Genomic DNA, 24,077 nt, shown 5'->3' with positions numbered 1-24,077 from the left:
TATGCTATTGTCCTTAATATCTGCCTTTTCATTGTTTGTCTGCCGTCAGATCGACGGCGATCGATTCGATGGTGTCCGTAACGGAGTCTTCGGGGAGGTTTCCCTTCGATTGCCAGATGGTCATCATGAGCCTGGCAAACAGTTCGGTTCTGAACGGGTGACCATTTGTGGTGGTTTCGTCGGTCGGTGCACTACTGAGGGTATCGACCACGTCGGCAGTGTAATCCATCTCTGCGAGCACCGATCGAACGTCGAACGTCACGGTGCTGTCGTCGTCGGTCTGGAGCCACGGCGCAGTCCCCTGTTCGTCCGAGTATTCGAGCGTGTAGGAATCGCCACCGATGATTTCGATGATTTCTCCGAGCGGACCAATCTCGAGCCGGTCGTCATCCCGGTCAATGAACAGCGTTTCGTCGTCGATCGCGGTGTCATATCGGGTGGGCATGGCTGTCGAAGCCATCAGGCCTCGATAGCCATAAACGTGAGTGGTGAGCACCGCACCCACTGGGCGGATGGGGCGGCGTAACGTGTATCAAACACCTCGTCGTACGACGCCAGTATGGACGATGGCTCCAGTCAGCCACCTGAATGTGTCGACAGTATTTCTCGCCGGTCATTCGTCCGGTCGGCCGTGGCGGTCGGTGGCACTGCGGTCTTCGCCGCGTGTCTGGCACGCGAACGCCCACAAGCGCTTCCACAGGGGGTCACCGATCCGTCAACGCTCCCCGAGCGCCAGCACGCCTGGAACGAGGCGCTTTCGAAAGACGATCACGGCAACGTCGTCGTGCCCCGCCATCGGCTGTTGTTGTATCTCGACTATCGCTCGGAAGGTGTCCCGACGACCGATGAGCGATCCACGGTAGCAACGGCGCTTGAAACGTTGGAGCGGGCGTATCCCCGGTCAAATGAGGGTCTGTTGTTCACCGTGAGTTATTCGCCTCGGTATTTCGAACGGTTCGATGTGTCTCTCCCGTCGTCCGTTTCGCTCCCACCACCGGAGGCGCTTGCGCCGTTCGAATCACCGACGCTCGATACGCCAGACGCTGTCGTACACCTCGCGAGCGACTACGGATCGGTCGTGTTGAGCGCCGAGCAAGCACTGTTTGGGGAGCTCGATGCGCTCAACGGGCGAGGAGTCGATGCTTCGATCGAGGGCGTCTTTCACCGTCGCGAGCGACGAACTGGGTTCATCGGAGCCGGACTCCCGGCCGATAATCAGTCCGTAGCAGGACTCCCTGCATCTGAGCCAGTCTCAGAGGAGACGCCGCTGTATATGGGATTCAAATCGTCGTTCTCGAAGTCACAGGCCTCAGAGGATCGGGTAACGATCGACGATGGTCCCTTTGCTGGCGGTACGACCCAGCACATCTCCACGCTTCGGTTGCATCTCCAACAGTGGTACGAACAGGACAGTCGCCGTCACCGAGTAGCAACCATGTTCTGTCCTGCACACGCCGACGAACAACGTGTTGAAGGAGTCGGGGAGAATCTCGGAACTGATCCAGAGATCTCGGCGCAGGGGTGTCCGTCGAACACCCAAGCCGACTGGACTGAGCGTGGACGCGTGGGTCACGCACAGAAATCTGCACGAGCACGGCGCGACGATCGACCGATCATTCTGCGGCGGGATTTCAACTCTACCGACGACGACACGGCAGGCCTCCATTTCGTCTCGCTTCAGGCGTCGATTGAGGATTTCGTCGAGACCCGCACCGCGATGAACGGTACAGATCTCGATGGCGACGGGGGGTCTGTCCAGCGCTCGAACAACGGGATTTTGCAGTATCTAACCGTTCGGAACCGCGGAAACTATCTGGTTCCGCCACGGCGGCATCGAGTGCTTCCCGTACCGAATCCGACCCACAACGCTATAGAGTGACGGTTGGATTCTCCATCTTTAAGAATGCAGTCTCATACCCCTCGTGTCGAGCGATCTGTGGCGGTTGCTTGATCTGCAGCGTTATCTCATCAGCCCCGGAGAGTGCGCCGACGGGCGCGCCGTAATGATAGCCAAGCGCTGGAGTGATCGTTGGTGCAAGGTTCGTCTCCGTTCGGTCGCCTTCGCCTGTCACAACCGTTGCTGAAAGGCGCATGCTGACCAGCGGATATCGGTTGTATGGCGTTCGCGCGGAGACTGCAAGATACGGATCGTCGCCGTCGGTCCCGTTCGGTGGGGATTCGAGGCGTTGGACCACGAGTCGAGCATCGCCACTGGTGAGCGTTGCCATCGTGGAGCCCGCAAGTGATTCGGGTGTGGGGAGCTGTTCGTTCTGTGCTGCTCCCATTGGGGTGAGCGCGTCGCGGTCGCCTGCTCTCTCGGAGAGCGTCCGAAAGGAAATGTCATCTCGTTCGTTGGGATCGTACTCGAACGTCGTCGAGAACGTCCGACTCGATGGATCCAGGTCAGACAACCCGCCCGCAAGCCGTACCGTGATGGGGTCCATCGTTACGTCAAGCGTGTACGTCCCGGCCCCCGCGAGCGTGACGTTGTCTCCGAAATGAACGCCCATGTTCTGTGAGAGCATCGACCAGAGGCGCTTTGTCACGACCGTCTCGCTGTCGTTCGAGATCGTTATCTGCAGATTCGATGCCGGCAGTCCAACCGTTTGATCACCGTCCGTGAGCGTCGTCATCAGATGGATCGTTTCCGATTCATCGTACGGTATTTTTTTGGTGTACGTATCGGTCACCGTCCAGAACCGGTGTGGATAGCTGTAAAACACCGTGAGTGTGAGCCCGCCATTCGAAATCGTGTCGATCCGTTGCATGCCCTCCCGGTGTGTCGGCACGTACACTGCCTTCGGTCGATCCTCAAGCAGTGGTGGCGGTGCGTACACCGACCGTGTTTCGAACATCGATCCGAGACAACCCGCCGTCGAACTACACACCAGCATGAGACCAGCCTGCAGCGCCGTGCGTCGGTCCATCGGTCCGACTCACAGCTCCCAGCCATATACTCATTGCTGAAAATATAGATAAATAAATAATTTTTTCGGCTGTATCGAGGATTCGGTGAGGTGGGTTTATATATTAGCCCAGTAATTTACCGAGTTTGAAAACAATATTGTAGTTGATGGGATGATGGAATCTATAACCGTCTCTGGCGTTCGACGACGGGAGGTGTTACGCGCGATTAGTGGAGGTGTTGCTGGGTTGACAGCATTTTCTGAAGGAACCCGTGCGGCGAATGGAACGTACACCCGCCACAGCCATGATGGGCTCAGCTACACCAAATTCGTTCCCGATGGACTCGGGGGTGAATCGCCCGTCCCGCTGATTGTTATGCTCCATGGCTGTACCCAGACCGCAGACGATTTCAGGACTGGCACACGGATGAACGAGATCGCCACAGCCAACGATTTCATCGTTATCTATCCCGAGCAATCGACGAGCCGTCACGTCAATCGCTGCTGGCAGTGGTTCAATGATGAGAACACGACTCGTTCAAACGGAGAACTCGCCACGATCGCTGGAATGGTTGAGGCGGTGAAATCCACCCATTCGATCGATGGGCAGCGTGTGTACGCGGTGGGATTCTCTGCCGGTGGTGGGATGGTACCGAATCTGATCGTCGAGTACGGCGACGTGTTTGCTGGTGGTGCGATCCACTCGGGACTAGAATACGACGCCGTCGAAAGCCAGCTCGAAGGGACCCTGGCAATGACACAGTGCAGTGGGAAAGACCCACAAACGGCAGGTACGGCGGCATACGATCGGCTTTCCGCACTCGGTGTGGATGACCGTCTTCCGACGATCGTGATTCATGGCACGGACGACAGCACGGTGGCTCCCTGTAACGGCGAGCAGGCGCTCGAACAAGCGTTGCAGACGAACGACCTGCTCGATACTGGAGCAGATGACAACTCGGTCGGTGGCTCGCCGGACGAACAGCTGACCGACTGTTCGAATTCACTCTGTGCCGAGGGCGCTCGCTACACCGACAGCGCCGGTGAGACTGTCGTCGGACACTGGGCCGTCTCCGGGATGGGTCACGCGTGGTCGGGTGGCGACGCGGCGGGCACGTACACCGCACCCGGTGGCCCTGGGGCTTCGGCGATCATCTGGGAGTTCTTTGTGGCGTCAGCACCAGGTGATACAGACGATCCATCTAACTCGCCACCGACGGCTTCGGCCACTGTTGACAGAACCACCGTGATGCCGGATGAAATCATCACGTTCGACGGGTCGGCCTCGGTGGATTCTGATGGATCGATACTGTCCCACGAATGGACGTTTCCGGACGACACCACGGCCACCGGTGTGAGCGTCACCCGAAGCTTTTCCACCCCTGGCGAACGTATGGTAACGCTCACCGTTACTGATGATGACGGAGCGACAGCAACGGATTCGGTGACAGTCACTGTCGAATCGGCTTCGTTTGAGGGCTACTGTGGGGTTGCGTCGAACTACGAGCACGTTCGGGCCGGTCGGGCATACACCGAGGGGGGCTACGCCTACGCCGTGGGATCGGAGACAAAGCTAGGACTCTACAACAGCTTTTACACCACTAGATTACAGGAAACGAGCGACCGATATTTCGAGATCGTTTCCAGCTGCTGATCCAGCAAATTCAGGGAAATAATTTTATAGTTGTATTACAACTACCAGGTAGCGATCACGAACGGAGATGGCATCACATGATAGATATCACGATGGACATGGAGCAGTACGACTGCCCGTTCATCGATGTCACAGACGACACCGACGTGACGTTCTCGGCGGTCCACTGGGAGTTCGACACGGCAACCGAGCAGTTGGAAACCAGAATGGTCGTCGAAGCTGGCGACCGGTCGGCTCTCTCACAGGGGCTTGACGCGCTCGGTGCGCACGCAGAGATGGTTTCGTATACCCTTCTTTCGAAGCGTCAGAACGTTGCCCACATCCGGACGACGATCACGCAGACGTCAGCGATGGCGGCCATTCGAGAGAACGACGGCTACATCACGGGGCCGTTTTACATTGAGGATGGATCTGAGCTGTGGCATATTGGATTCGATGAACGGGATCGAGCAGACAGTGCGCTCTACGCACTCGATGATACGAACGATTTTTCGGTGGTAGACCGCCAGGAGGCCGAGTATCCCGAGCTGCAGGGATTCGTTCAGAACGCCGGTGCGGCGATGACGTTGATTGAGGGGTGTCGTGGACTGTCGGCAGTCGAACGGAAGACGCTAGAGCGAGCCGTCCAGGGCGGCTATTTTCAGAGCCCGCGGTCAGCGACGCTCGGGAGTCTGGCCGAGGAGTTCGACGTGTCGAAACCGGCGGTTTCGAAGAACCTCCGACGGAGTCAGCGCAAGGTAATCCAGCGAGTCGTTGACGTGCTCGAAGAGCTTGAGTGAAGTTCGCGCGACGGGCAATACGAGCCTTTATCAGGCTCATTGGCGTACTCAGCCTGGCATGATACTTTCGGGGACTGTGATCGTCGATTCGACGACAGTAATCGACGATGGGGGAGTTGTGGTAACCGGCTCCCGGATAGAGGCGGTAGGAGAGCGCTCGGCCATGCGTGCAGAGTTTCCTTCCCACGATGAGCGCCAGTTCGGGATCGTGATGCCAGGATTGGTTGGCGGGCACGTCCACTCGGTGCAGAGTCTCGGTCGAGGGATTGCAGATGATACTGAGCTGTTGGACTGGCTGTTCGATCACGTGTTGCCGATGGAGGCGTCGCTGTCGGCCGAAGAGATGCGCGTGGCCGCCCAGCTTGGCTATCTCGAATGTCTTGAGAGCGGCACCACCACGGTGATCGACCATCTTTCCGTCTCACACGCCGACGAAGCGTTCGAGGCGGCCGGCGAGCTCGGCATTCGCGGGCTGCTCGGGAAGGTGTTGATGGATCAGCGCTCGCCCGAGGGCCTCCGTGAGGACACCGAAGCCGGCCTCGCAGAATCACGCCGGCTCATTGAGCGCTATCACCGCTCGTTCGACGATCGCATTCGCTATGCCGTCACCCCACGCTTTGCCGTCTCTTGCTCTGAAGCCTGTCTCCGCGGCGCTCGCGAACTCGCCGATCAGTACGAGAACGTTCGCATTCACACCCACGCCAGCGAAAATCAGAGCGAAATCGAAACCGTCCAGGAGGACACCGGCATGCGAAACGTCGAGTGGCTCCACGAAGTTGGTCTCACCGGCGAGGATGTCATCCTCGCACACTGTGTCTGGACCTCCGAAGACGAACGCCAGCTCCTCGCTGAAACCAACACCAACGTCACGCACTGTCCATCGTCAAACATGAAACTCGCCTCCGGCATTGCCCCCATCGAAGAGTATCTCGAGCGCGACATCACCGTCGCTCTCGGGAATGATGGCCCGCCGTGCAACAACACACTCGACGGACTCACCGAAATGAAACAGGCGAGCCTCCTCCAGAAAGTTGACGCGCTCGATCCGACCGCGACGCCAGCTCCGACGATCTTCGAAATGGCAACCATCAACGGCGCACGAGCCGCCGGCTTCGAAAAACTCGGTGCCCTACGGCCCGGCTGGAACGCGGATATCATCGGCCTCGAAACCGAGCTCACCCGCGCAACCCCACTCCACGATCCCCTCTCGCACGTCGTCTTCGCCGCACACGGCGATGATGTCGTCTTCACTATGGTCGATGGGGAGGTTGTGGTTGATGATGGCGAGCTCACCACGGCAGATGCTGCGACGATCAGAGAGCAGGCCCGCTCGATCGAGCTCGATCTCGAGGGCGCACACACCACCGCACAGAACGCACAGAGCTAACGAGGATAGTACAGCTGTCAAACACTACTTCTGATTACATATCATAGCAGCGGGTGTGATACCATTTGGTTCGCTGCTCCGAATGATCGTTCGTCCCGATCAAGCGTTCGAGTCCGGGGCTCCGTCGTTTCGAATCGCGTGTGCGATCGTTCTCGTTCTCGCGGTCGCCAACGGTTTCGGCGTGGCCCACTCGATCCAGGTGGTCACTGAGCTCGTTTCTGGAACGGTACGTATCGAATCGTCGTTCGACAGAACGGCGATGAGAACTGCAACTGGTGTGGTTGCCCGCGCCACGAATGGTCTCGTTCTCGGTGCCGTGCTTGCGGTGCTCTCTTGCTGGCTCGCCACGGCCGCCGTGTTTGCCCTGCTCCTTGGCCGGAATCGCGGCGGCTTTCGAGAACTACTGGCGCTGGCTGGCGTGGGATTTGCACCCGCTGCCGTCAGATACACGGCTAGACCACTGTTCGTCTCACGTGCCGGTTCGTCGTGGCCAGTTCCTGAAACGGCCCCTGGACTGCGTGAAGCTGCCCCCCGATTCGTCACGGGTGTCACCCTAGAACCGTTTCTCGTTGTGGCTGTGGTCACGATTCTCTGGCAGGCGGTGATCTACGTGTATGGACTCAGTTCGCTGACCGACGTCTCTCGTCGACGCGCAGCCATGTGGGTCGGGCCCGTTGTCGTGGCGTTCGTCGGTTCGCTGTCCATGGAGCCGTTCCAGGGTCAGTTTTCGATTGTCAGCTTGTTCTGTCTGTGTGTTGGCGGACCGCTGGTGACATGGCCATACAAACTGAGCAAATTCGGCGAACAGCTCGATGCGATCGGTAGCAAACGGCGGATGCGAGACGTTGAGCCCGCTGCGTGGAACGTGTGGCTGAACCGATTACTAGGAACTGTGTTCTGTACCGCTTCAATCGTGTTCTTCGGAGGGACTGCTCTCCTGTGATTGTTTGCTCACTTCGTGGCGATCGCTTCGATTTCGAGCGCAGCACCCTTTGGCACCGCGGCCACCTCGATAGCGCTGCGGGCAGGGGGATCTTCGACGAAGAACTCGCTGTACGTTTCATTCATCTCGTCGAAATCGTCGATATCATCGAGAAACACGGTCACCTTCAGCACGTCGTTCATGGTGAGCCCCTCGGAATCAAGAACTGCAGCCACGTTCGAGAGCGCCTGCTCGGTCTGTTCGGCGACCGAGCCATCATCGAGTAGTGTCCCATCCGGTGTCATTGGCAGCTGGCCGGCCGTAAAGAGGATGTCGTCGTTCGTCGTTGCCTGGCTGTATGCGCCCACCGCAGCGGGGGCTTCGTCAGTGCTGACCGTCCGTTTCATACTCCTATAACTCGGGCACCGAGGGATAAAGTTCCTGACCTGGCGATACTGTGGGTGAGAGTGTCACCCTATTGCTGTGGGCTAGATGCCGGTTCGCGCCGGCCGAGTGTCACCTCGACAGTCTGCTCGGAGCCATCACGCAATAGCGTGCCGGAGACGGCCGCTCCCGGCGAGGTATGCAGCGCGATGAATGAACTCAGCTGTTGTTGTGAATCGATCTCGGTATCGTTTGCCCGCACGATCACGTCATCAACCTCGATCGTGCCACGTGCTGGATCACTCACCTCCGTGACGACGACACCACGCGGCCGGCCCATTCCGAGATCTTCTGCCACGGACGGTGTCACGGTAGCCGCGTTGATTCCCAACTTTGGATGGTGATAACTGCCCGAATCAACGAGCGAGGGAACGACCCGCTCTAAGAGCGGCGCAGAGATCGCAAACGCCAGATTCTCTCCACCTCCGGCGGAGATCACACCGACAACTGAGCCATCGACGGTGAGCAACGGTCCCCCGGAGTTACCAGGATTGACCGGCGCGCTGGTCTGTACAGCGTCCGGAATGGTGTAGTTGTTTGGCGCTGGCATCGACCGATTCAATCCACTGACGATACCGGTGGTCATTGTTCCGTCGAGTCCGAACGGTGTACCGATGGCGACAACGGTGGTACCGATGGCCGGCTCTCTGTCGTCGATCGGCAACGGCGTGACATAATCCGGGACGGCAGCGGGTTCGATTGCAGCCAGATCGCTGTAGGGATCGGAACCAAGCACCGTGGCTGAGCGCCATTCTCCACGCGCGAACTGCATCTCGATCGATTCCGCCCGAGAAACGACGTGTGCGTTGGTGACGATCGTGTTCCCATCGATGAGAAAGCCCGAACCCTGGCCCTGCTGGCCACCGCGTGCGGTCACCGAGAGCATCACGATCGAGTCGATCGTCTGGTCGTAGACACGCTTATATACCGACGATCCACCACCGCTGTCGGGTGTTTGGTTCTCGGTCGGCGTCGAATCCGACGGAAATCGATCGGTCAGCCCCTGACAGCCCGTGAGTGCTACCGCCGTTCCAACAACACCTGCCAGATACGATCGCCGCGAGAGCCCGGTTCGTCCCATTGCGTACTCCTTGTTTGTGAGGGGAATAAACGCACTGGATCGAACCAGTTCGTTGATGTTCGCGAACGGAATTCTCACACTGACCGTGTCCTGAATCTTCACCTGGATGTGTGGATGTACGACCCCGTTGCCGGCATGGATTCTGACCGCACCGATTCGCTACACGGTGAATCGTCACAGTGGATGAAAGTTTCTGGATGGCTACCCCCTGGATCTTGCTGGCCGACAGTTCGATCCCTCCACGGGTGCGCCCATTGTCCAACCCACAGATGAGAGTTATGCTTCTATTACTAGTCGTCGTTCTAACAGTAGATTTGTCACCTCAGCACTGTCGATGATCTCCGGGGTGGTTGCTGCTGGATCACCACTGGGATCGTACCGACGAACCTCGAACGAATCGAGGCGATTTCGATTCTCGGTTACTGATTTGTCGACTCGAATCAGTTGATCTGTCACGAGATCACGATAGACAGTATCCGGCTCGAAACTGACAACTGGGATGCTTTCGGGCCATTCTATCAACAACATTTTGTGATAGTTATCAAATTTCCATACTAATTCTTCTGGCGTGCTGGTGCTCGATTCCGATTGGCTATCGATCCGTGAGAGCGTTCGGTCCCAGTAATCGATAACACAGTGTTGAAGATCGTTTTCGAGCGATCCGTCCACAATCTTTTGTTCGAGCGGATAATCAACGTCGATCGCGACGATGCTGTGGTGATCGAGCGGTGACAGACAGCTCTGACAGTCGATTTCGAGCACGGAAATGTCAATTGTGCTCTCAGTCGTGAGGTGAACGACTTCGTTTCCACAGTTTGGACACCACAGGAACAACACACCGTTCTGTGGCTGTGTGAGTTCTGCGAGCACGGTGAGTGTTCCAAATTCGCCATTTCGCTCGGGTTCGGGCTCTCCTGTGTGTTCTGTTGGAGGTGTGGTCTCGGGTGATGCGACGAGTCGTGCCAACTCGCGGTCTCGGAGCAGTGATTTGATAACGGAATCGTGAGAGGAGTGTGACTCGTTGGATCGGATCCGGTCTAGTTGTTGTTTTGTCCACTCCCGTACCCTGATTGTTGCCATTGCACACACGGTTCGGACAGCGTACACTAATAATTCCTCCTGATTGGTTTGTGTTCGAGACCGCGATGGAGCTGTCGGACGATGGCTGGTATCAATCGAGGGCGTCCGGATCGATCCGTCGGTAGAGTGCCGTTTCCGAGACAGTGATCTGGCCGGCTGCCAGTTGATTCGTCACGATGTGGACGAGATTGAGCTTTTCGAGCAGCTGGCGAACGGTGGAGACGCCAAGGTCAAGTCGATTGCTCACCTCCGTGATCGAACTGGCGTCGTTGATGATTTCGGCGAACTCAGCGAGCGTCAGCTCCCGTGGAATGCCAAGCCCGTCGGCTGCAATCGAATCGTCACCGTCGGCCCGCTCGAGCAGTTCTGCGACGGATTCATCGGCGTACGGTGACACGTTCGATGGTTCGGTAGATCGCTCGACAGTAGTCGACGTGATGTGAGCAGACCCCTCTGTGCTGGCCGTCTCTGGGACGTCGTCGCCGAGTGCGGCCGCACGAAGCTGCTGCGGTGAGTGGTCGGTCGGGTCGTGGATTTCGTATTCGACCATGTAGCGTCTGACCGTCTCGGAGGTAACGTCCACGCCGAGTGCCTCGGTCATCTCCGGGAAAGTATCATACTCGTGGTAGACGGCTGCCAGCGCTTTGGGATCTTTGTACGCTGGTATTCGGTGGGCATCCTGTAACTGTCGGGCTATGGTGGGCTGTCTGGTCTGTCCGCCTGTCGGCCCATCCGTTACGGGTAGTGACACGGAGAGACCAACCTGTAGCCGGTCTTCGTCCATTGAGAGCTCCGTCGGCTGAACGGTAACGGTCGAATCATCGGCCACCGCGTGAACCATTGGGATCTCGAGAGAGAGCTCGGCCGCGAGCTCTGCGTCCCGGTCGGTGATCCGTTCTGGCATCGTGACGTTGCCGATCTCGACATCCGACAGCTCGATGCGTTTCAAAAGCTCGGTGAACTGCTCGAAGGTACCGCTAACCATCGTATCAGCATACTTTCGCGGTCAGTCCAATTATGTATTGGTTTAGGAAATATTGTCCTGGTTATCACAATTACTCGTGCTATTCGAGTTAGTATTTCGTCGGTCCAGCTGTGAGCGTTGCGGACACTCAGGTGGCGTTGGCGATCGTCCACTCCGTGGGATCGACAACGGTTGTCTCAACCATGGTGTGCTCTGGATACGCCGTAAACACGAGATACTCCGTCCGTTTGTGGAGATATTCGACGAGCGTCCGGAGATTGTCGGCTGCGAGCCCGCCGATTCCGTCGACGAGCAACAGCGGGACCGTTTCGGCGACATCGAACGCTGCTCGGCCGGCAAGTGCGGTGACGAACCCGAGCAGCTCTCGTTCGCCCTCACTGAGCGCCGACAGACTGGCGCGTCTGCCATCACGAGCCACGACGAGCTCGAACGAATCGGTGAGTCTTGCGGTTTCAAACCCGGTTTCGAACCGCTTGAGCAGCGCGTCGATTGTCTCGTCGAACGCTTCCCGTGTCTCACGTTTGATTCGGTCTTTGCGTTCTCTGAGCTGTGTAATCGCCTCAGCCGTCGATTCGCGCTCGTTTCGCAACAGCTCGACTCGCTCGGCTCGATTTTCGAGCGTATGATACTCCGCTCTGGTTTCGGTGAGTTCGGCCTGCCGATATTTGATTTCACTCTCGATGTCAGACCGCTCTTCGAGCACGCCGTCGATCGCATCGGTGAGATCATCAACGCGTTTCTGTGCAGTTTTGACTCGTTCGGTGGCCGTTTCGAGCTCTTCGGTGTGATCCTCTAGGCGGGCTTCGAGTTCGTCGATTTCCTCGTCGAGATCGGATTTGTGGCGCTCTAGCTGTGTGATCTCCTCTCGCTTGGCTTCGAGCTCGTCGACTTGCTCGCGGTGTCGGTCGGTTCGTGCACGCAGCGTCGAAAGCGTCTCTGCGAGCTCATCAAGGCGTCGTTCGAACGCATCGGTCGGTTGGTTGCCACCACAGACCCAGCATTCGACGGTATCACCTGATAGTGCGCGAGTAACGTCCGTGATGACATCCAGCCGACCCTCGTGGAGCAGCCGTTCGTTCGCCGTGTACACCGATTGCAACAGCTCCGTGTCTCGCTTGTGTCGTTCTAGCCGCTCCCGGGCTGTTTCGAGATCATCTACGATCGAACCCCGATCCGGAACTGTTAGCGACGCTCGTTTTTCACGGCGATCGCTGAGTCGGTTTTCGATCCTCTCGATCGACCCTTCCAGGCGACGGACGCGAGATTCTGCAGACTGGAGCTTGGTCCTTGCCTGTGCGAGTTCCTCGTGGGGCCCGGCTGTCGTGTCGTCTGTGCTGGAGGTGTCTCCTTCGATCGCATCGCGTTGGCTGGTTAGGTGCTCGATTTCCCGTTCGAGTCGCTCGATCGTACTGGCGACATCATCGAGTCGGCGCTGTGCGCCCTGGGCCTGTGATAGCTCCGTCTCGATGCGCTCGCGCTCGCGGGTGAGCTCTGCGATCTGTTCGTCGATGTTTTCGAAATCGAGCGGACGCAACAACACAGACTCCAGCGTTGACTCTCCTCTGATGGCGCGTCTGATGGGATTATCTTCGTCGAGACAGGCGAACAGCTCTGCACACACCACTTCATGCTCGCCAGCGAGATACGGCGACCCCGATTGAGTTATCGCTCCGTTTTCTCGGGCGAGTTCGACCCGCAACTGCCCGTCGGGATACGAAACCGACACGCCCCCACGAGTGTGTCCCTCGGTCAGTTCAGCCGTCGTTCCGAGTGCGGTCTTGAGCGCCGTGATGAAGCTCGATTTTCCTTGCCAGTTCGACGCCTGAACGGCGTTGAGTCCCGGCTCGATTGTGGCCGTCCCGTGGACGATGCCAGCAATGCTGTCGATTTCGATCTGCCAGGTCATTTTCTGTTCCCCCCACCGTCACCATGGGTTGCACAGATGTAGCCCCGTTCGATCGCAACCCCGAACGGGACCTGGGTTGGACAGGACCCACAGCGTAGCTGTATCTGCACGTCGATGGCGGCCGTTGTTCCGTCTGCGATCACATCTTTGCCGGTAAGCGATGAGACCGCTTCTTCGACCGTCTCGTGGACAATCTGTCGGGCACGATCGACGCTCTCGCGTTCCCAGTTACCAGAGGACTGCTGGGGCTCTTTTTCTCCATCGAGACACTCCGTGAGGTGCGTTCGCATCGTTCCCCAGGAGACGAAATCCGATTGGAGTTGCTCTCCGTCGATCCCGTCCACGGCGAGACTTTCAATCAGCTCAGCAGTGTCCAAAGGGTCGTCTGACTGGAGTGTCTCGTAGGCAGCCTCAAGTCGCCCAGAGAGCGTTTCACGGCCGTGTTCCGTGTAGACCGTTCTGAGGAGGCGTTTGTTGAACCAGTCTGTCAGCGGACGATATCCCTGCGGTGTTCGTCCCGCGTTCCCACGCCAGCGCGCGAGCAATCCATCGTCAAGCGAATCGAACTGCGGATCGGCATCGAACAGCCCGTACTCCGCAATGATCCGGTCCACCTTGCAGCCGGTGGTTGCTTCCATGACTGTCAGGTCGTTGCTGATACATGATAAACCTTCAGACGGAGCGTGTACTCACCGTGTGCACATGCACAATATTGTGTGTCACTGACACGCATCGATCAGTGTTTAACACCCTAAGGATGTTAATTTTGGTCCGAAAATCAGCACTCCCAGTGTGTGCTGTGGCCTATAATCGTTCCCAGAGGTCCCTGGTGGCTTCCGTAATTCGGTTTCTGTCCGCAGGTGTGACGCCTCGAACGCCATTGCTGGTGTCGTACACCACCTGCCCCTCCCGAATCGTTCGTTCGACTACAGCTGTGCCACCGGCACTGACGACGTATCCCGGCGCAGAGTCGGGCCGTACTGGTGTTGGGCCAAGATCGAGGGTGACGAGATCGGCTCGCTTTCCGGGTTCGATCGAGCCGATCGCATCGTCCATTCCGAGAACGGCTGCGCTTCCAATGGTTGCCCATTCGAGCGCGAGTGCTGGATCGAAGCCGCTTGGATCGTTGTCCTTCAACCGGTGAATCCCGGCGGCCGTGCGCATCGTCTCGAAGAGATCTGGATCCCAGCCGTCCGTTCCGAGTCCGATCGTCAGATCGCGCTTGAGCATCGATTCGACATCGGCAATGCCGACCGCATTGTTGGTGTTCGAGTAGGGATTGTGCGCGATTCCAACGTCATTGTCCGCGAGCACGTCCAGTTCCTCGGGGGTAACATGGACGCAGTGCGCACCGATGACACGGGCATCGAACAGGCCCAGTTCGGCCAGTGCCTCCACTGGACGACAGCCATACTCGCCGATCGCATCGTGCACATCGACGAGTCCCTCCGAGAGATGGAGCTGGATGGGACGGTCGTCTTCGAGTGCGCTCGACACACACTCGTCGATGATCTCGGGAGTGTTCGTAAACAGGGTGTGCAGACAGTAATGGCCCGTCACGTGCTCATAGTCGTCTTCTTCTTCCCGGATGAATCGTCGATTTTCCCCAACACCTGCCATTCCGTCTGCGACAGTGTCGCGTGCCGTTGCCTCGAACGAGATGGTTCCCCTGATTGGTGTTGTGCCGACGCCGGCTGCGACCCCAGAGAGCCCCCCATCGATCGTGTTCGGCCCCGAAAAGTTGTCACAGAACGTGGTGACGCCGCTTTCGAGCATCTCAATACAGGATCCAAGCGCGGTGAGCTCTGCGTCCCGTTCGGTGAACGCCACATCGACTTCCCACCAGATGTCGGTGAGCGCCTCATAGAAGCTTCGTGGACTCGCCTCGATTGGAGCACCTCGGAGCCCAAGCGCATACTGGTGTGTGTGACAATCGACGAGTCCCGGAATCACGACCGATTCGCTCGCGTCAATCACATCGGATCCGGTCACGAACCCGTCCTCGATGCCGACGATCGCACCGTCCTTGGTGATGACGTGGACTTCCTCTCGGACCGTTCGGTCGTCGTCCATCGTCACGAGTGTGCCTGCGTTCAGTATCACAGGATCGGGATCACTGGGTGTTCACTAAACTGTTGATACGGACACATTCGATTGGTACTCGTGAGCCGATGGCACAGTCGGTGTGTGGCCACACGTCGCTGTGGGGCCGGTTAGTTTTGGTGCTGGCGGAGCCACCAGCACCGATGATCGACCTGCTCGTCGAGAATGCACGCATCGTTTCGCCGACTGGCGTCACCCGTGGTTCGATCGCGATCGCCGACGGAACGATCGAATCGGTTGGGGACGCCACAGCTGTCACGACAGCGCGCCGAACGATCGACGCATCAGGAATGGTTGCGCTCCCCGGGGCGGTGGATATCCACACGCACATGCACGATCCCGCGGTCTTCCCACCGGGAATCGACTTCCAGAGCGAGACTGCAGCTGCCACAGCCGGTGGTGTCACGACCGTCGTCGAACTACCCACCCAGACACCGATCACGACGCCGGCCGCGGCCCACCGAAAAATTCGGCACTGTAGCGAACGCGCACACGTCGATTTCGGACTGGTGGCAGGAAACGTCCAGGAGACTGGGATCGACGTGGCGGGCCTCCAGTCGGTCGGCATTCCTGAGCTCAAAGCGTTCACCGCTGATCCGTATCGTGCTGCCGAGGAGACGCTGTTGGAGCTGTTCGCGACGGTTGCCGAGACCGACACGACCGTGCGCGTTCACTGCGAACACCAGCCGATCCTCGATCACGCGCGCGATTCGGTTTCTGGCACCGATCCCTCGGTGTATCCTGATTCGAGACCAATCGAAGCCGAACTCGCTGCGATCGAACGCATTGGTCGACTCGCGTCGTACACCGACTGCCCAGTTCACATCGTTCACATCTCGAGCGCCAGGGGTGTTGCGCTGGGCAACCGGATTGCCGAACGAACCGACGTGCCGGTGACGCTCGAAACCTGCCCCCAGTATCTGGCGTTCACCCGGGACGCCCTCGCGGCGAAGGGACCATACTGTAAGGTAAACCCGCCGCTGCGCTCGAGTGGTGAACGTGATCGGCTCTGGGAGTTCGTTCAGGATGGGTCGATCGATTGCATCGCCACGGACCATTTCCCGTCGTATCGAGCCGATCGACAGTCCGGCTGGGACGATATCTGGGAGCCACCGGCTGGGTTGCCAGGCGTCGAAACGCTACTAGAATGGCTCATCAGCGAGGGCGTTCACGACGGTCGAATTAGCTGGGAACGTGCGTGTGCGCTCGTCTGTGCGAATCCAGCGCGCAGGGCAGGACTCTATCCCCGGAAGGGATCGCTCCGTGTCGGCACGGACGCGGATCTCGTTCTCATCGACCGAACGACACACACCGTCACTCCGGAGCAGTACGCGTTCGTTGGCGACTGGACGCCGTTTTCGGGCCGTGAATGGACCGCTCGCGTGGCGACCGTGATCGCCGGCGGCGAGATCGTCGCAACCGATCACACGGTCCACTCCGATCCGGGTCGAGGTCGGTTTCTCCCGAGGTAACCGTCGTCCGTACGCCGTTCAATCTGCGAGCTGTAGCGACTGTTCGGCTTCGAGATGCGTGACTAGCGCCTGGTGGATCGAGCCGTTCGATCCGAGCAGTTCATTGCGCTTGGCAGTTTCCTGGCCGAGCTCATAGGGCGTTCCGTCCGCAGTGGTGACCGTTGCGCCGGCCTCCCGGGCGATGACCACGCCGGCGGCCACGTCCCAGGGATAGGTATCGTACTCCCAGACGGCGTCTGCGCTGCCACGGGCCAGATAACAGAGATTCAGCGCTGAGGAGCCCAAACTTCGAACGCCACGCGTCGATTCATAGCAGTGTGCGATGAACTCGCCGTTCGGATCGTAGCCCGAGAGCAACATGCATTCCGCAAGCGACGACCGGTCGGTCGTCGAGAGTGGCGTCCCGTTCACCGTCGCACCGGCTCCCTCGATCGCGCTGAACAGCTCGTCGGTTTCGGGCGCGTAGACAACACCCATCACGGGCGTCTCGTTTTCGAGCAGCGCGATCGAGATCGAGTAGTTCGGGTTGTGGTGGGCGTAGTTTCCGGTTCCGTCCAGCGGATCGATCACCCACGTGAATTTCGAGCTGCCAGCCACGGGATCGCTCTCTTCGGAGCGGATGCCAAACTCGGGGTACTCCTCTTCGAGGACCGTCGTGATGATATCGTTCGATCGGTAGTCGGCCGCCGTTACGATGTCGGCTGCATCGGATTTGATGGTGACATCTTCGATCGTGCCGTGGGTCTCGCGCAGGGTTTCACCGGCTGCCCGAGCAGCCTCGGCCGCGACGCGTCTGGCCCGAGAGAGCAGATCAGACGACTGCGTGTTGCGGTCTGTGAGGAGCGCTTCTGGCCCGCTGTCGTGACGGTCGTTTCGGGGTGCCCAGCCGAGCTTCTCGGCAATCGAAGTGAAAAAATCGTCGTCGTAGCTCGTCGAGACCACGAATGCCTGTGTATCCGCCCCCGAAACCCGAATTACGGCGTTGTCATCGAGCGTTGTGTGAGCTCTTCCGCCATCGACGAGCAACGAGCCACCGCCTGTGGCGACGATTTCGACCGTCGAATCGCTGTCGAATACGACCGGACGAACCCCCATCGAATGTGTGTGCAACCCCAGAAGCTGGAGTGTATCGTTGTTCATCGGAAGATGGACCGGCCCACCAGCAGAGAGCGACACGCCGGTCGATCCGGTGGGCGTCGAAACCGCGACGCCGCTCCCTTCGTACTCGCCAATGTACTCCTCGTCGATGAACACCTGGAGTCTGCTGATCTTTCGATCAACGGGATCCTCGGGTGGTTCGTGCTCGATCATCACGTCGTTGATGCCTGTACAGTCGACACCGGGCGCGCGAACGTGGAGCTGCTGGCGGCGATCGATCGTCGCTCCTCCTGTCACCGTTTCTGTCAACGCTGCTGGTAGATCGCTCGGCGAAACCCCTGCCAGAAACGCGAGCGAACCGGCGTTTACGCCCAGTATCGGAATCCCATATGGGCTGAACTGTCTGACGCCCTCGAGATACGTTCCATCGCCACCGAGCGTCACACCGAGGGTTTCACCGTCCGGTTCATAGACCGAATCGATTGTGTCACCGACCGGTACCATCTCGACGGGGAGATCGTTCTCGGATGCCCACTTCTGTAGCACCGATTGGGCGTCGTCGCTGTTCGGACTGACCAGTGCGATAATCCGCTCGACCGTTGCTAATCGTCTTCCATACATTGTTTGCCTGCTGGGGACTCCCGACACGAGTGACAGCAGTCACAGTGCGTTGGTCTAACCCAGCGGTGGAGTAATCAAATCAGTTTCGTAAATAGCTACGGTCCACACGGCTGGTTGTCGATGTGCCAGATGGGCGTTCGATGCCCACACCCTGTTCAGGATTCGCGTCCGTTAACAGGCTGTAGTCGGCCCGTACACGCTGCATCCACCCAACTCCCACAACTGACATCCGTCGGGATAGTTAAGTAATCGTCTTTCTTTGGGTGGGTGTATGGGTATGAAGCATGTCAAAACGGTAGCCTGTACGCTGTGTGGAAAACAGTACGACCCCGAACAGGTGGTGTACACCTGCGACGAACACGACGGTGTGGCGGGGATTCTGGAGGTTGTCTACGATTACGACGTGATCCGCGAGCGATTCGAGGCCACCGTGGGTGGACCGATTCCGAATCAGTGGAAATACCGGGCGTTTCTTCCGGTCAATGAAACGGCAGAGATCGTCACGTTGAACGAGGGTGGGACGGAACTGTTCGACGCCCCTCGATTGAGCGATGCGCTCGGCGTACGAACGTTGATAAAGGATGACGGGCGCAATCCTACCGGCTGTTTCAAAGATCGGGCAAGCTCGATTGCGGTGACGAAAGCAAAACACGCCGGCCGGGAGATCATCACCTGTGCCTCAACAGGAAACGCGGCCGCCTCGCTCTCTGGATACGCAGCCCGTGGTGGCCTCGACTGTCGAATTTTCGTCCCGGGTGATGCGCCGGCTGGAAAACTCGCTCAGCCCCTCGTGTACGACGCAGATGTCCTCGCAGTGGACGGCAGCTACGACGAAGCGTATGACCTGAGCGTCGCGGTGACCGAGCAGTACGGCTGGTACAACCGGAATGCGGCGATCAACCCGTTCCAGATCGAGGGAAAGCGAACCGTTGGACACGAACTCGCCGATCAGTCGGTCGCCCGTGGGGAGATTCCCGACTGGGTCGTGTTCTCGATGGGAGATGGCTGTACGATCGCTGGAGCGTGGAAGGGATTGCGAGAGTTTTACGAGCTGGATTTCATCGAAACGACGCCAAAAATGCTCGGCGTCCAGGCTGCGGGTGCGGCGGCGATCCACGACGCGTTCTACGACCACGATACTGTCGATGATGTGGCAGAAACCCTGGCCGACTCCATTGCGGTGGGTCGGCCCAGAAACACCCTCAAGGCGTGTCGGGCACTCGAACAGAGCGGTGGTGCGTCGGTTCTCGTCTCTGATGCTGAGATTCTCGACGCCGAGGCGTTGCTCGGTCGGACGGAGGGCGTCTATGCCGAACCCGCCGGCGCTGCGCCGGTAGCTGGCGTCCGCACTGCTCGCGAGCAGGGGATCATCGACGCCGACGAAACCGTCGTGGTCGTCACCACGGGCTTTGGATTGAAAGACGCAGAAAGTGCACAAAAAGCGGCGGGAAGTGTCGAACGGATTGCGCCGTCGATCGAGGACGTGGATCGGCGCTACGGCGACGAACAGTAGCTCACAGATAGCCGTCTGCGAACTCGTCGATCATGAGCTGGCGATCGTCGCCGAGTGGGTAGAGAATCGGACAATCACAGCCGTTGTCGGCGTACTCGCGAACTTTTTTCCGACACTGCTCTGGCGTGCCACTCGCGGTGAGTTTATGAACGACCTCGTCGGGAATGAGCTCCATTCCAGTCTCGATGTCGGCCTTATCGGCTGGCCAGCCACCAATTGCCTCTCCAACCGAATCGATCAGCCCCTGGCTCACGCCGCTTGCTTTCATGATGTGGGGCTGTTGGCCGAGATACTGTGTGATCAGCTCTCGGGCGTTGTCGAGAGCGATGTCTGCGTCGTGGTCCATCGAACAAACAACGAGCTGTGGACGATCGATATCGTCGAGCGTTCGCCCGCCTCGTTTTGCTCCTTCCTCGAGCGCGTCGAGCGCTTTTTGATTGTACTCCGGACTGACGAGATAGTTCAGCAACGCCCCATCAGCAAAATGTCCCGTGAGCGTGAGCATCGAGAATCCAGTCCCTCCCACGTACACCGGCACCGTCCGGGGGCCGTCGTCGCCGTGGACGACATCGAGCTCGACGTCGCGCAACTGGACGTACTCACCATCGTAGGTGACGTTCTCCATATCGAGGAGTCGCTGTGTCACTTCTACGCACTCGCGCATCGCCCGCAGCGCGCCGCTGCGATCGATACCAACTTTTTTTGCAAGTGGATCCCACCATGCACCGATTCCACAGAGGATCCTGTCGGGGCCGGCAAGCTCTTCGAGCGTGCTCATCGACTGGGCGATGAGCGCGGTGTTGCGCGTCCAGTTGTTGATCACACCAGTGCCGAGTCTGATCTCCTCGGTGACTGCACCGTACGCACCGAGCGGACTGATCCCATCGCGCGCAAGCCGGGATTCGGCCTGCCATATCTCGTCGATCCCCTGTGATTCTGCGTACTGAACCAGTTCGAGGTTCGCTTGCAGCGATCGTTTATCTTGCAGATAGATTCCAATGCGGTCACCGCGGTCGAAGACCTGTTCTGCCATGAGTCGAACGCACGGTTTTTTGAAAACGGACTTAACAGTTTGGGAAGTGATAATTCACACACTGAATCTGTGGCGGCTGTGGCTGACAGGTGTCGTCTGTTTCAGACGCACACTTAGCAGTTCGTTCGATGGAGGGTCGGACGGCTGCGTCCATCCCACTCCGTCGTTGAGCGCAACACGGTGCCGGTCCGTTCGCCAGTCGGTGTTTCGTCTTCGAGGACAATTGTGCCACCAACCACGACGTACTCGAATCCCTCCGTCAGCTGCCATGGCTTCTCGAACGTTGCACCCGTATGCACGGCGTCCGGATCGAACACGACGAGATCAGCAACGTAGCCCTCGCGCACGAAGCCCCGGTCCTGGAGCCCGAGAATGTCTGCTGGCGTGCCGGCCGCTTTGGCGACGAACGCTTCGAGCGAGAGCGTTTCTCGTTCGGTGACGTAGCGGTCGATGAGTCGCCCAACCGTTCCGATCGCACGCGGATGGGGCTTACCACCAAAAATTCCATCCGTGCAGAACGTTCCGCGCATATCCTGGATGAACTGTTCGATGTCACCCTCATCCATGATGAAATCGGCCATCGTCACGTCAAGCTCCTCCTGGAGGAGCAGTTCACAGAGCGCGTCTACTGGCTCACGATCCATCGACGCGGCCATCGCTTCGATGGTGGTGCCCTGCCACTGACCGCTCTTTGTGTCTGTGATCAATATGTTCTCCCAGCTCCCGGCCGCGCGCGCAAGATTCTCCCAGTCTCCATCGCCGTTGATCGATTCGGCGATCCGTTCTCGCGTGGTAGTCGATCGGAGCCGTTCGAGAATTTCAGGCGTTTCGCCCTGCCGTGCCCACGGCGGTAACAGCGCGGTGAGTGTCGTTGAGCCGGCGGTGTAGGGATACTGATCGAAGGTGACGCGCTGGTCGTTTTCGAGGGCGCAGTCGATCAGTTCGATGATCTTCGTTGCGGCTCCCCAGTTTTGCTGGCCGCCCACTTTGAGATGGGAGATGTGTGCATGACAGCCCGCCCGGTCACAGAGTGTGAGATACCGGTCGATTGACTCGATCACCCGATCGGTTTCGTTCCAGACGTGTGAAATCATAAATGAATCGCGTTCTGCGAGCACCGCCCCCAGCGCCTCGAGTTCGTCGTCTCGTCCGTACGACGATGGCGGATAGATCATCCCTGTTGAGAGCCCGAACGCCCCCTCGTCCAGTGCGACGTTCAACAGCGCCTCTCCCTGCGACAGTTCGTCATCGTCCAGCGGCCGGTCTTCAAATCCAGCCACGTGTGAGCGGAGGTTGCCGTGTGGAGCATAGTACGCCGCGTTGACCGCTGGTGTGGCCGCTCCTAGCCGATCGAGGTACTCACCGGTGGTCGTCCAGGGCCACTCCTCATCGAGCGCTCCATCGAGTGACTGCACCCGCTCTGCCCATTCCGAACGCAGTGATGCTGGCGTTGGCGCAACGCTTACGCCGTCCTGTCCGAGCACCTCGGTAGTGATCCCCTGGGTGAGCTTCTCGGTTGCCTCCGGATGCTCGAACAATCTGAGATCCGAATGGGCGTGCATGTCGATGAATCCTGGTGCGAGCACGCTTCCGTCCAGATCGATGACTCGGTCCCCGTTGCCTGGGTCGGTTCCAATCCGCTGAATAATCCCATCTGTAACCGTTACGTTCGCCGTAAACCGCGGCCCGCCACTTCCGTCGCACACGGTTGCGTTCTGAAATTCGATACTGGTGTCATCTGAACGAGACATGGTGGCTGTGCGATGGTTCGGTGTATTGCTTTTTCGCCGGTGTGTGGCGTGTGTCTGTGATTCGTTGGCCGACATTGTTATGTGACAGTTAGATGAACCCACTGCCCATGCGTTGTCTCTCGATTGATACCGACCGTTTTGCAAAGCGATTCGAGGAGTTCAGTGCCATCGGGGCGACTGACGACGGTGGCGTTAACCGGCCAGCACTTTCACCAGCCAATAAACGCGCCCGCGATACACTTATAGAATGGTTCCAGTCGGCAGGACTTGACATACGGATCGACACGATGGGTAACATCTTCGGTCGCCGCGCTGGGACCGATCCGGACGCGCCGGCGGTGATGACGGGTTCGCACATCGACAGCCAGTACAACGGCGGCCGATACGACGGTGTAATCGGGGTGCTCGGTGGGCTAGAGGTTCTCGAAACGTTGCAAGACGAGAATGTGAACCACAAACGACCGATTGAGGTGGTGGCGTGGTCGAACGAGGAAGGTGTTCGGTTCCAGCCTGACATGCTTGGCAGTGGCGTCTACTGTGGCGTGTTCGACGAAGACTACGCGTACGACCGAACTGACGACGACGGCGTGGCATTTGGTGATGCGCTCTCAGCGATCGGCTACGATGGTGACGTTCCGTGTTCGGCCAACGACATCCACAGCTACTTCGAACTCCACGTAGAGCAGGGGCCGTATCTCGAACGCGAGGATCGCTCGGTGGCGGCGGTGACGGGCGTGTTCGGCTTTTCATGGCTCACTGTCACGTTGACGGGGCTCGCGAATCACGCCGGCCCGACGCCGATGACGATGCGTCGAGATCCACTGGCTGCCTTCGCGTCGATAACCGACCGACTCCGGTCGATCACCGCAACGGCTGGCTCCGATCTCGTCGCCACGGTCGGCAGCGTTGATGTCTGGCCGAACGCGATCAACGTGATACCAGAAACCGTCGAGTTTACCGTCGATCTGCGGTCGTACGACGATTCCGTCGTTGATGATGCCGTCGCACAGCTCCGCGCTGAGATAGCACACGCCGCCAATCGAGAGGGCGTAGAGTTCACCACCGAGGAGATCATGCGTGTCGACGCCGATCCGTTCGATCAGTCGTGTATCGATACCGTGACGAACGCGATGGAGCGCCTAGACTGTGACTACACCACCCTCGTGAGTGGGGCGGGCCACGACGCCAACTATCTCAACACCATCGCGCCCACGAGCATGATCTTCGTTCCCAGCGTCGATGGGGTCAGCCACCGTGAATCGGAGTTCACCGAGTGGTCGGATGTCGTCACCGGAACGAACGTGCTGGCAGAAACTCTCAGACAGCGTGCCACCGAGTGAGT

20 protein-coding genes are annotated in these 24,077 nt (G+C 58.8%); 8 read left to right on the top strand and 12 right to left on the bottom strand.

Annotated elements, in window-relative coordinates; genetic code table 11:
• Positions 1 to 28: 28 nt before the first annotated feature.
• Positions 29 to 460, bottom strand: coding sequence for a hypothetical protein (locus JXQ78_RS15975; protein WP_330633517.1), 432 nt, complete (start codon positions 458 to 460; stop codon positions 29 to 31).
• A gap of 99 nt (positions 461 to 559) precedes the next feature.
• On the opposite strand from JXQ78_RS15975, the gene JXQ78_RS15970 reads away from it, so the two are divergent.
• Positions 560 to 1,879, top strand: a complete 1,320-nt coding sequence (locus JXQ78_RS15970) for a DUF7405 family protein (protein ID WP_330633516.1) — start codon at positions 560 to 562, stop codon at positions 1,877 to 1,879.
• On the opposite strand, the gene JXQ78_RS15965 is transcribed toward JXQ78_RS15970, so the two are convergent.
• Positions 1,869 to 2,927, bottom strand: a complete 1,059-nt coding sequence (locus JXQ78_RS15965; protein ID WP_330633515.1) for an iron transporter — start codon at positions 2,925 to 2,927, stop codon at positions 1,869 to 1,871. The genes JXQ78_RS15970 and JXQ78_RS15965 overlap by 11 nt on opposite strands.
• Positions 2,928 to 3,081: 154 nt before the next feature.
• Between JXQ78_RS15965 and JXQ78_RS15960 the strand changes: the two genes are divergently transcribed.
• From JXQ78_RS15960 to JXQ78_RS15945, 4 genes are all read left to right on the top strand, one after another.
• Positions 3,082 to 4,560, top strand: coding sequence for an extracellular catalytic domain type 1 short-chain-length polyhydroxyalkanoate depolymerase (locus JXQ78_RS15960; RefSeq protein WP_330633514.1), 1,479 nt, complete (start codon positions 3,082 to 3,084; stop codon positions 4,558 to 4,560).
• 77 nt (positions 4,561 to 4,637) lie between these two features.
• Positions 4,638 to 5,339: a helix-turn-helix domain-containing protein gene (locus JXQ78_RS15955; protein ID WP_330633513.1), complete on the top strand. Its 702-nt coding sequence runs from the start codon at positions 4,638 to 4,640 to the stop codon at positions 5,337 to 5,339.
• Between the two features lie 58 nt (positions 5,340 to 5,397).
• Positions 5,398 to 6,726, top strand: a complete 1,329-nt coding sequence (locus JXQ78_RS15950) for a 5'-deoxyadenosine deaminase (RefSeq protein ID WP_330633512.1) — start codon at positions 5,398 to 5,400, stop codon at positions 6,724 to 6,726.
• 82 nt (positions 6,727 to 6,808) lie between these two features.
• Entirely contained in the window at positions 6,809 to 7,669 is an 861-nt protein-coding gene (locus tag JXQ78_RS15945; RefSeq protein WP_330633511.1) for a YIP1 family protein, read from the top strand.
• 8 nt (positions 7,670 to 7,677) lie between these two features.
• Here the strand turns inward: JXQ78_RS15945 and JXQ78_RS15940 are convergent, their stop codons facing one another.
• The 7 genes from JXQ78_RS15940 to JXQ78_RS15910 form a co-directional block, all read right to left on the bottom strand.
• Positions 7,678 to 8,055, bottom strand: a complete 378-nt coding sequence (locus JXQ78_RS15940) for a Rid family detoxifying hydrolase (RefSeq protein ID WP_330633510.1) — start codon at positions 8,053 to 8,055, stop codon at positions 7,678 to 7,680.
• A gap of 68 nt (positions 8,056 to 8,123) precedes the next feature.
• Positions 8,124 to 9,251 (bottom strand): S1C family serine protease, encoded by a 1,128-nt coding sequence (locus JXQ78_RS15935; RefSeq protein WP_330633509.1) that lies wholly within the window; start codon positions 9,249 to 9,251, stop codon positions 8,124 to 8,126.
• 198 nt (positions 9,252 to 9,449) lie between these two features.
• Positions 9,450 to 10,253: a hypothetical protein gene (locus tag JXQ78_RS15930; RefSeq protein ID WP_330633508.1), complete on the bottom strand. Its 804-nt coding sequence runs from the start codon at positions 10,251 to 10,253 to the stop codon at positions 9,450 to 9,452.
• A 91-nt stretch (positions 10,254 to 10,344) separates the two neighbouring features.
• A complete protein-coding gene (locus tag JXQ78_RS15925) occupies positions 10,345 to 11,238 on the bottom strand; it encodes a hypothetical protein (RefSeq protein ID WP_330633507.1) in 894 nt (297 codons plus the stop codon).
• A 127-nt stretch (positions 11,239 to 11,365) separates the two neighbouring features.
• Positions 11,366 to 13,144 (bottom strand): archaea-specific SMC-related protein, encoded by a 1,779-nt coding sequence (locus JXQ78_RS15920; RefSeq protein ID WP_330633506.1) that lies wholly within the window; start codon positions 13,142 to 13,144, stop codon positions 11,366 to 11,368.
• A complete protein-coding gene (gene rdfA / locus JXQ78_RS15915; RefSeq protein ID WP_330633505.1) occupies positions 13,141 to 13,782 on the bottom strand; it encodes a rod-determining factor RdfA in 642 nt (213 codons plus the stop codon). The genes JXQ78_RS15920 and rdfA overlap by 4 nt, the downstream gene beginning before the upstream one ends.
• A 166-nt stretch (positions 13,783 to 13,948) precedes the next feature.
• A complete protein-coding gene (locus JXQ78_RS15910) occupies positions 13,949 to 15,247 on the bottom strand; it encodes an amidohydrolase family protein (RefSeq protein ID WP_330633504.1) in 1,299 nt (432 codons plus the stop codon).
• A gap of 68 nt (positions 15,248 to 15,315) precedes the next feature.
• On the opposite strand from JXQ78_RS15910, the gene JXQ78_RS15905 reads away from it, so the two are divergent.
• The gene (locus JXQ78_RS15905; protein ID WP_330633503.1) at positions 15,316 to 16,719 is read left to right on the top strand and encodes a dihydroorotase; all 1,404 of its coding nucleotides are present in this window, start codon (positions 15,316 to 15,318) and stop codon (positions 16,717 to 16,719) included.
• A gap of 18 nt (positions 16,720 to 16,737) precedes the next feature.
• On the opposite strand, the gene JXQ78_RS15900 is transcribed toward JXQ78_RS15905, so the two are convergent.
• Positions 16,738 to 18,438: an inositol monophosphatase family protein gene (locus JXQ78_RS15900; protein ID WP_330633502.1), complete on the bottom strand. Its 1,701-nt coding sequence runs from the start codon at positions 18,436 to 18,438 to the stop codon at positions 16,738 to 16,740.
• Positions 18,439 to 18,709: 271 nt separating this feature from the next.
• On the opposite strand from JXQ78_RS15900, the gene thrC reads away from it, so the two are divergent.
• Positions 18,710 to 19,951 (top strand): threonine synthase, encoded by a 1,242-nt coding sequence (gene thrC, locus JXQ78_RS15895; RefSeq protein WP_330633501.1) that lies wholly within the window; start codon positions 18,710 to 18,712, stop codon positions 19,949 to 19,951.
• A gap of 1 nt (position 19,952) precedes the next feature.
• On the opposite strand, the gene JXQ78_RS15890 is transcribed toward thrC, so the two are convergent.
• Entirely contained in the window at positions 19,953 to 20,984 is a 1,032-nt protein-coding gene (locus tag JXQ78_RS15890; RefSeq protein ID WP_330633500.1) for an LLM class flavin-dependent oxidoreductase, read from the bottom strand.
• Between the two features lie 113 nt (positions 20,985 to 21,097).
• Complete coding sequence (locus tag JXQ78_RS15885; RefSeq protein WP_330633499.1) at positions 21,098 to 22,735, bottom strand: N-acyl-D-amino-acid deacylase family protein; 1,638 nt, start codon at positions 22,733 to 22,735, stop codon at positions 21,098 to 21,100.
• A gap of 107 nt (positions 22,736 to 22,842) precedes the next feature.
• On the opposite strand from JXQ78_RS15885, the gene JXQ78_RS15880 reads away from it, so the two are divergent.
• Positions 22,843 to 24,075 (top strand): Zn-dependent hydrolase, encoded by a 1,233-nt coding sequence (locus tag JXQ78_RS15880; RefSeq protein ID WP_407934085.1) that lies wholly within the window; start codon positions 22,843 to 22,845, stop codon positions 24,073 to 24,075.
• Positions 24,076 to 24,077 lie beyond the last annotated feature (2 nt).

Origin of the sequence: Halocatena halophila, from assembly GCA_027563145.1 — an archaeon.
Lineage (GTDB): Archaea > Halobacteriota > Halobacteria > Halobacteriales > Haloarculaceae > Halocatena > Halocatena halophila.
The sequence above is the reverse complement of the archived record's forward strand: the minus strand, read 5'-3'. Positions and strand labels throughout refer to the sequence as shown.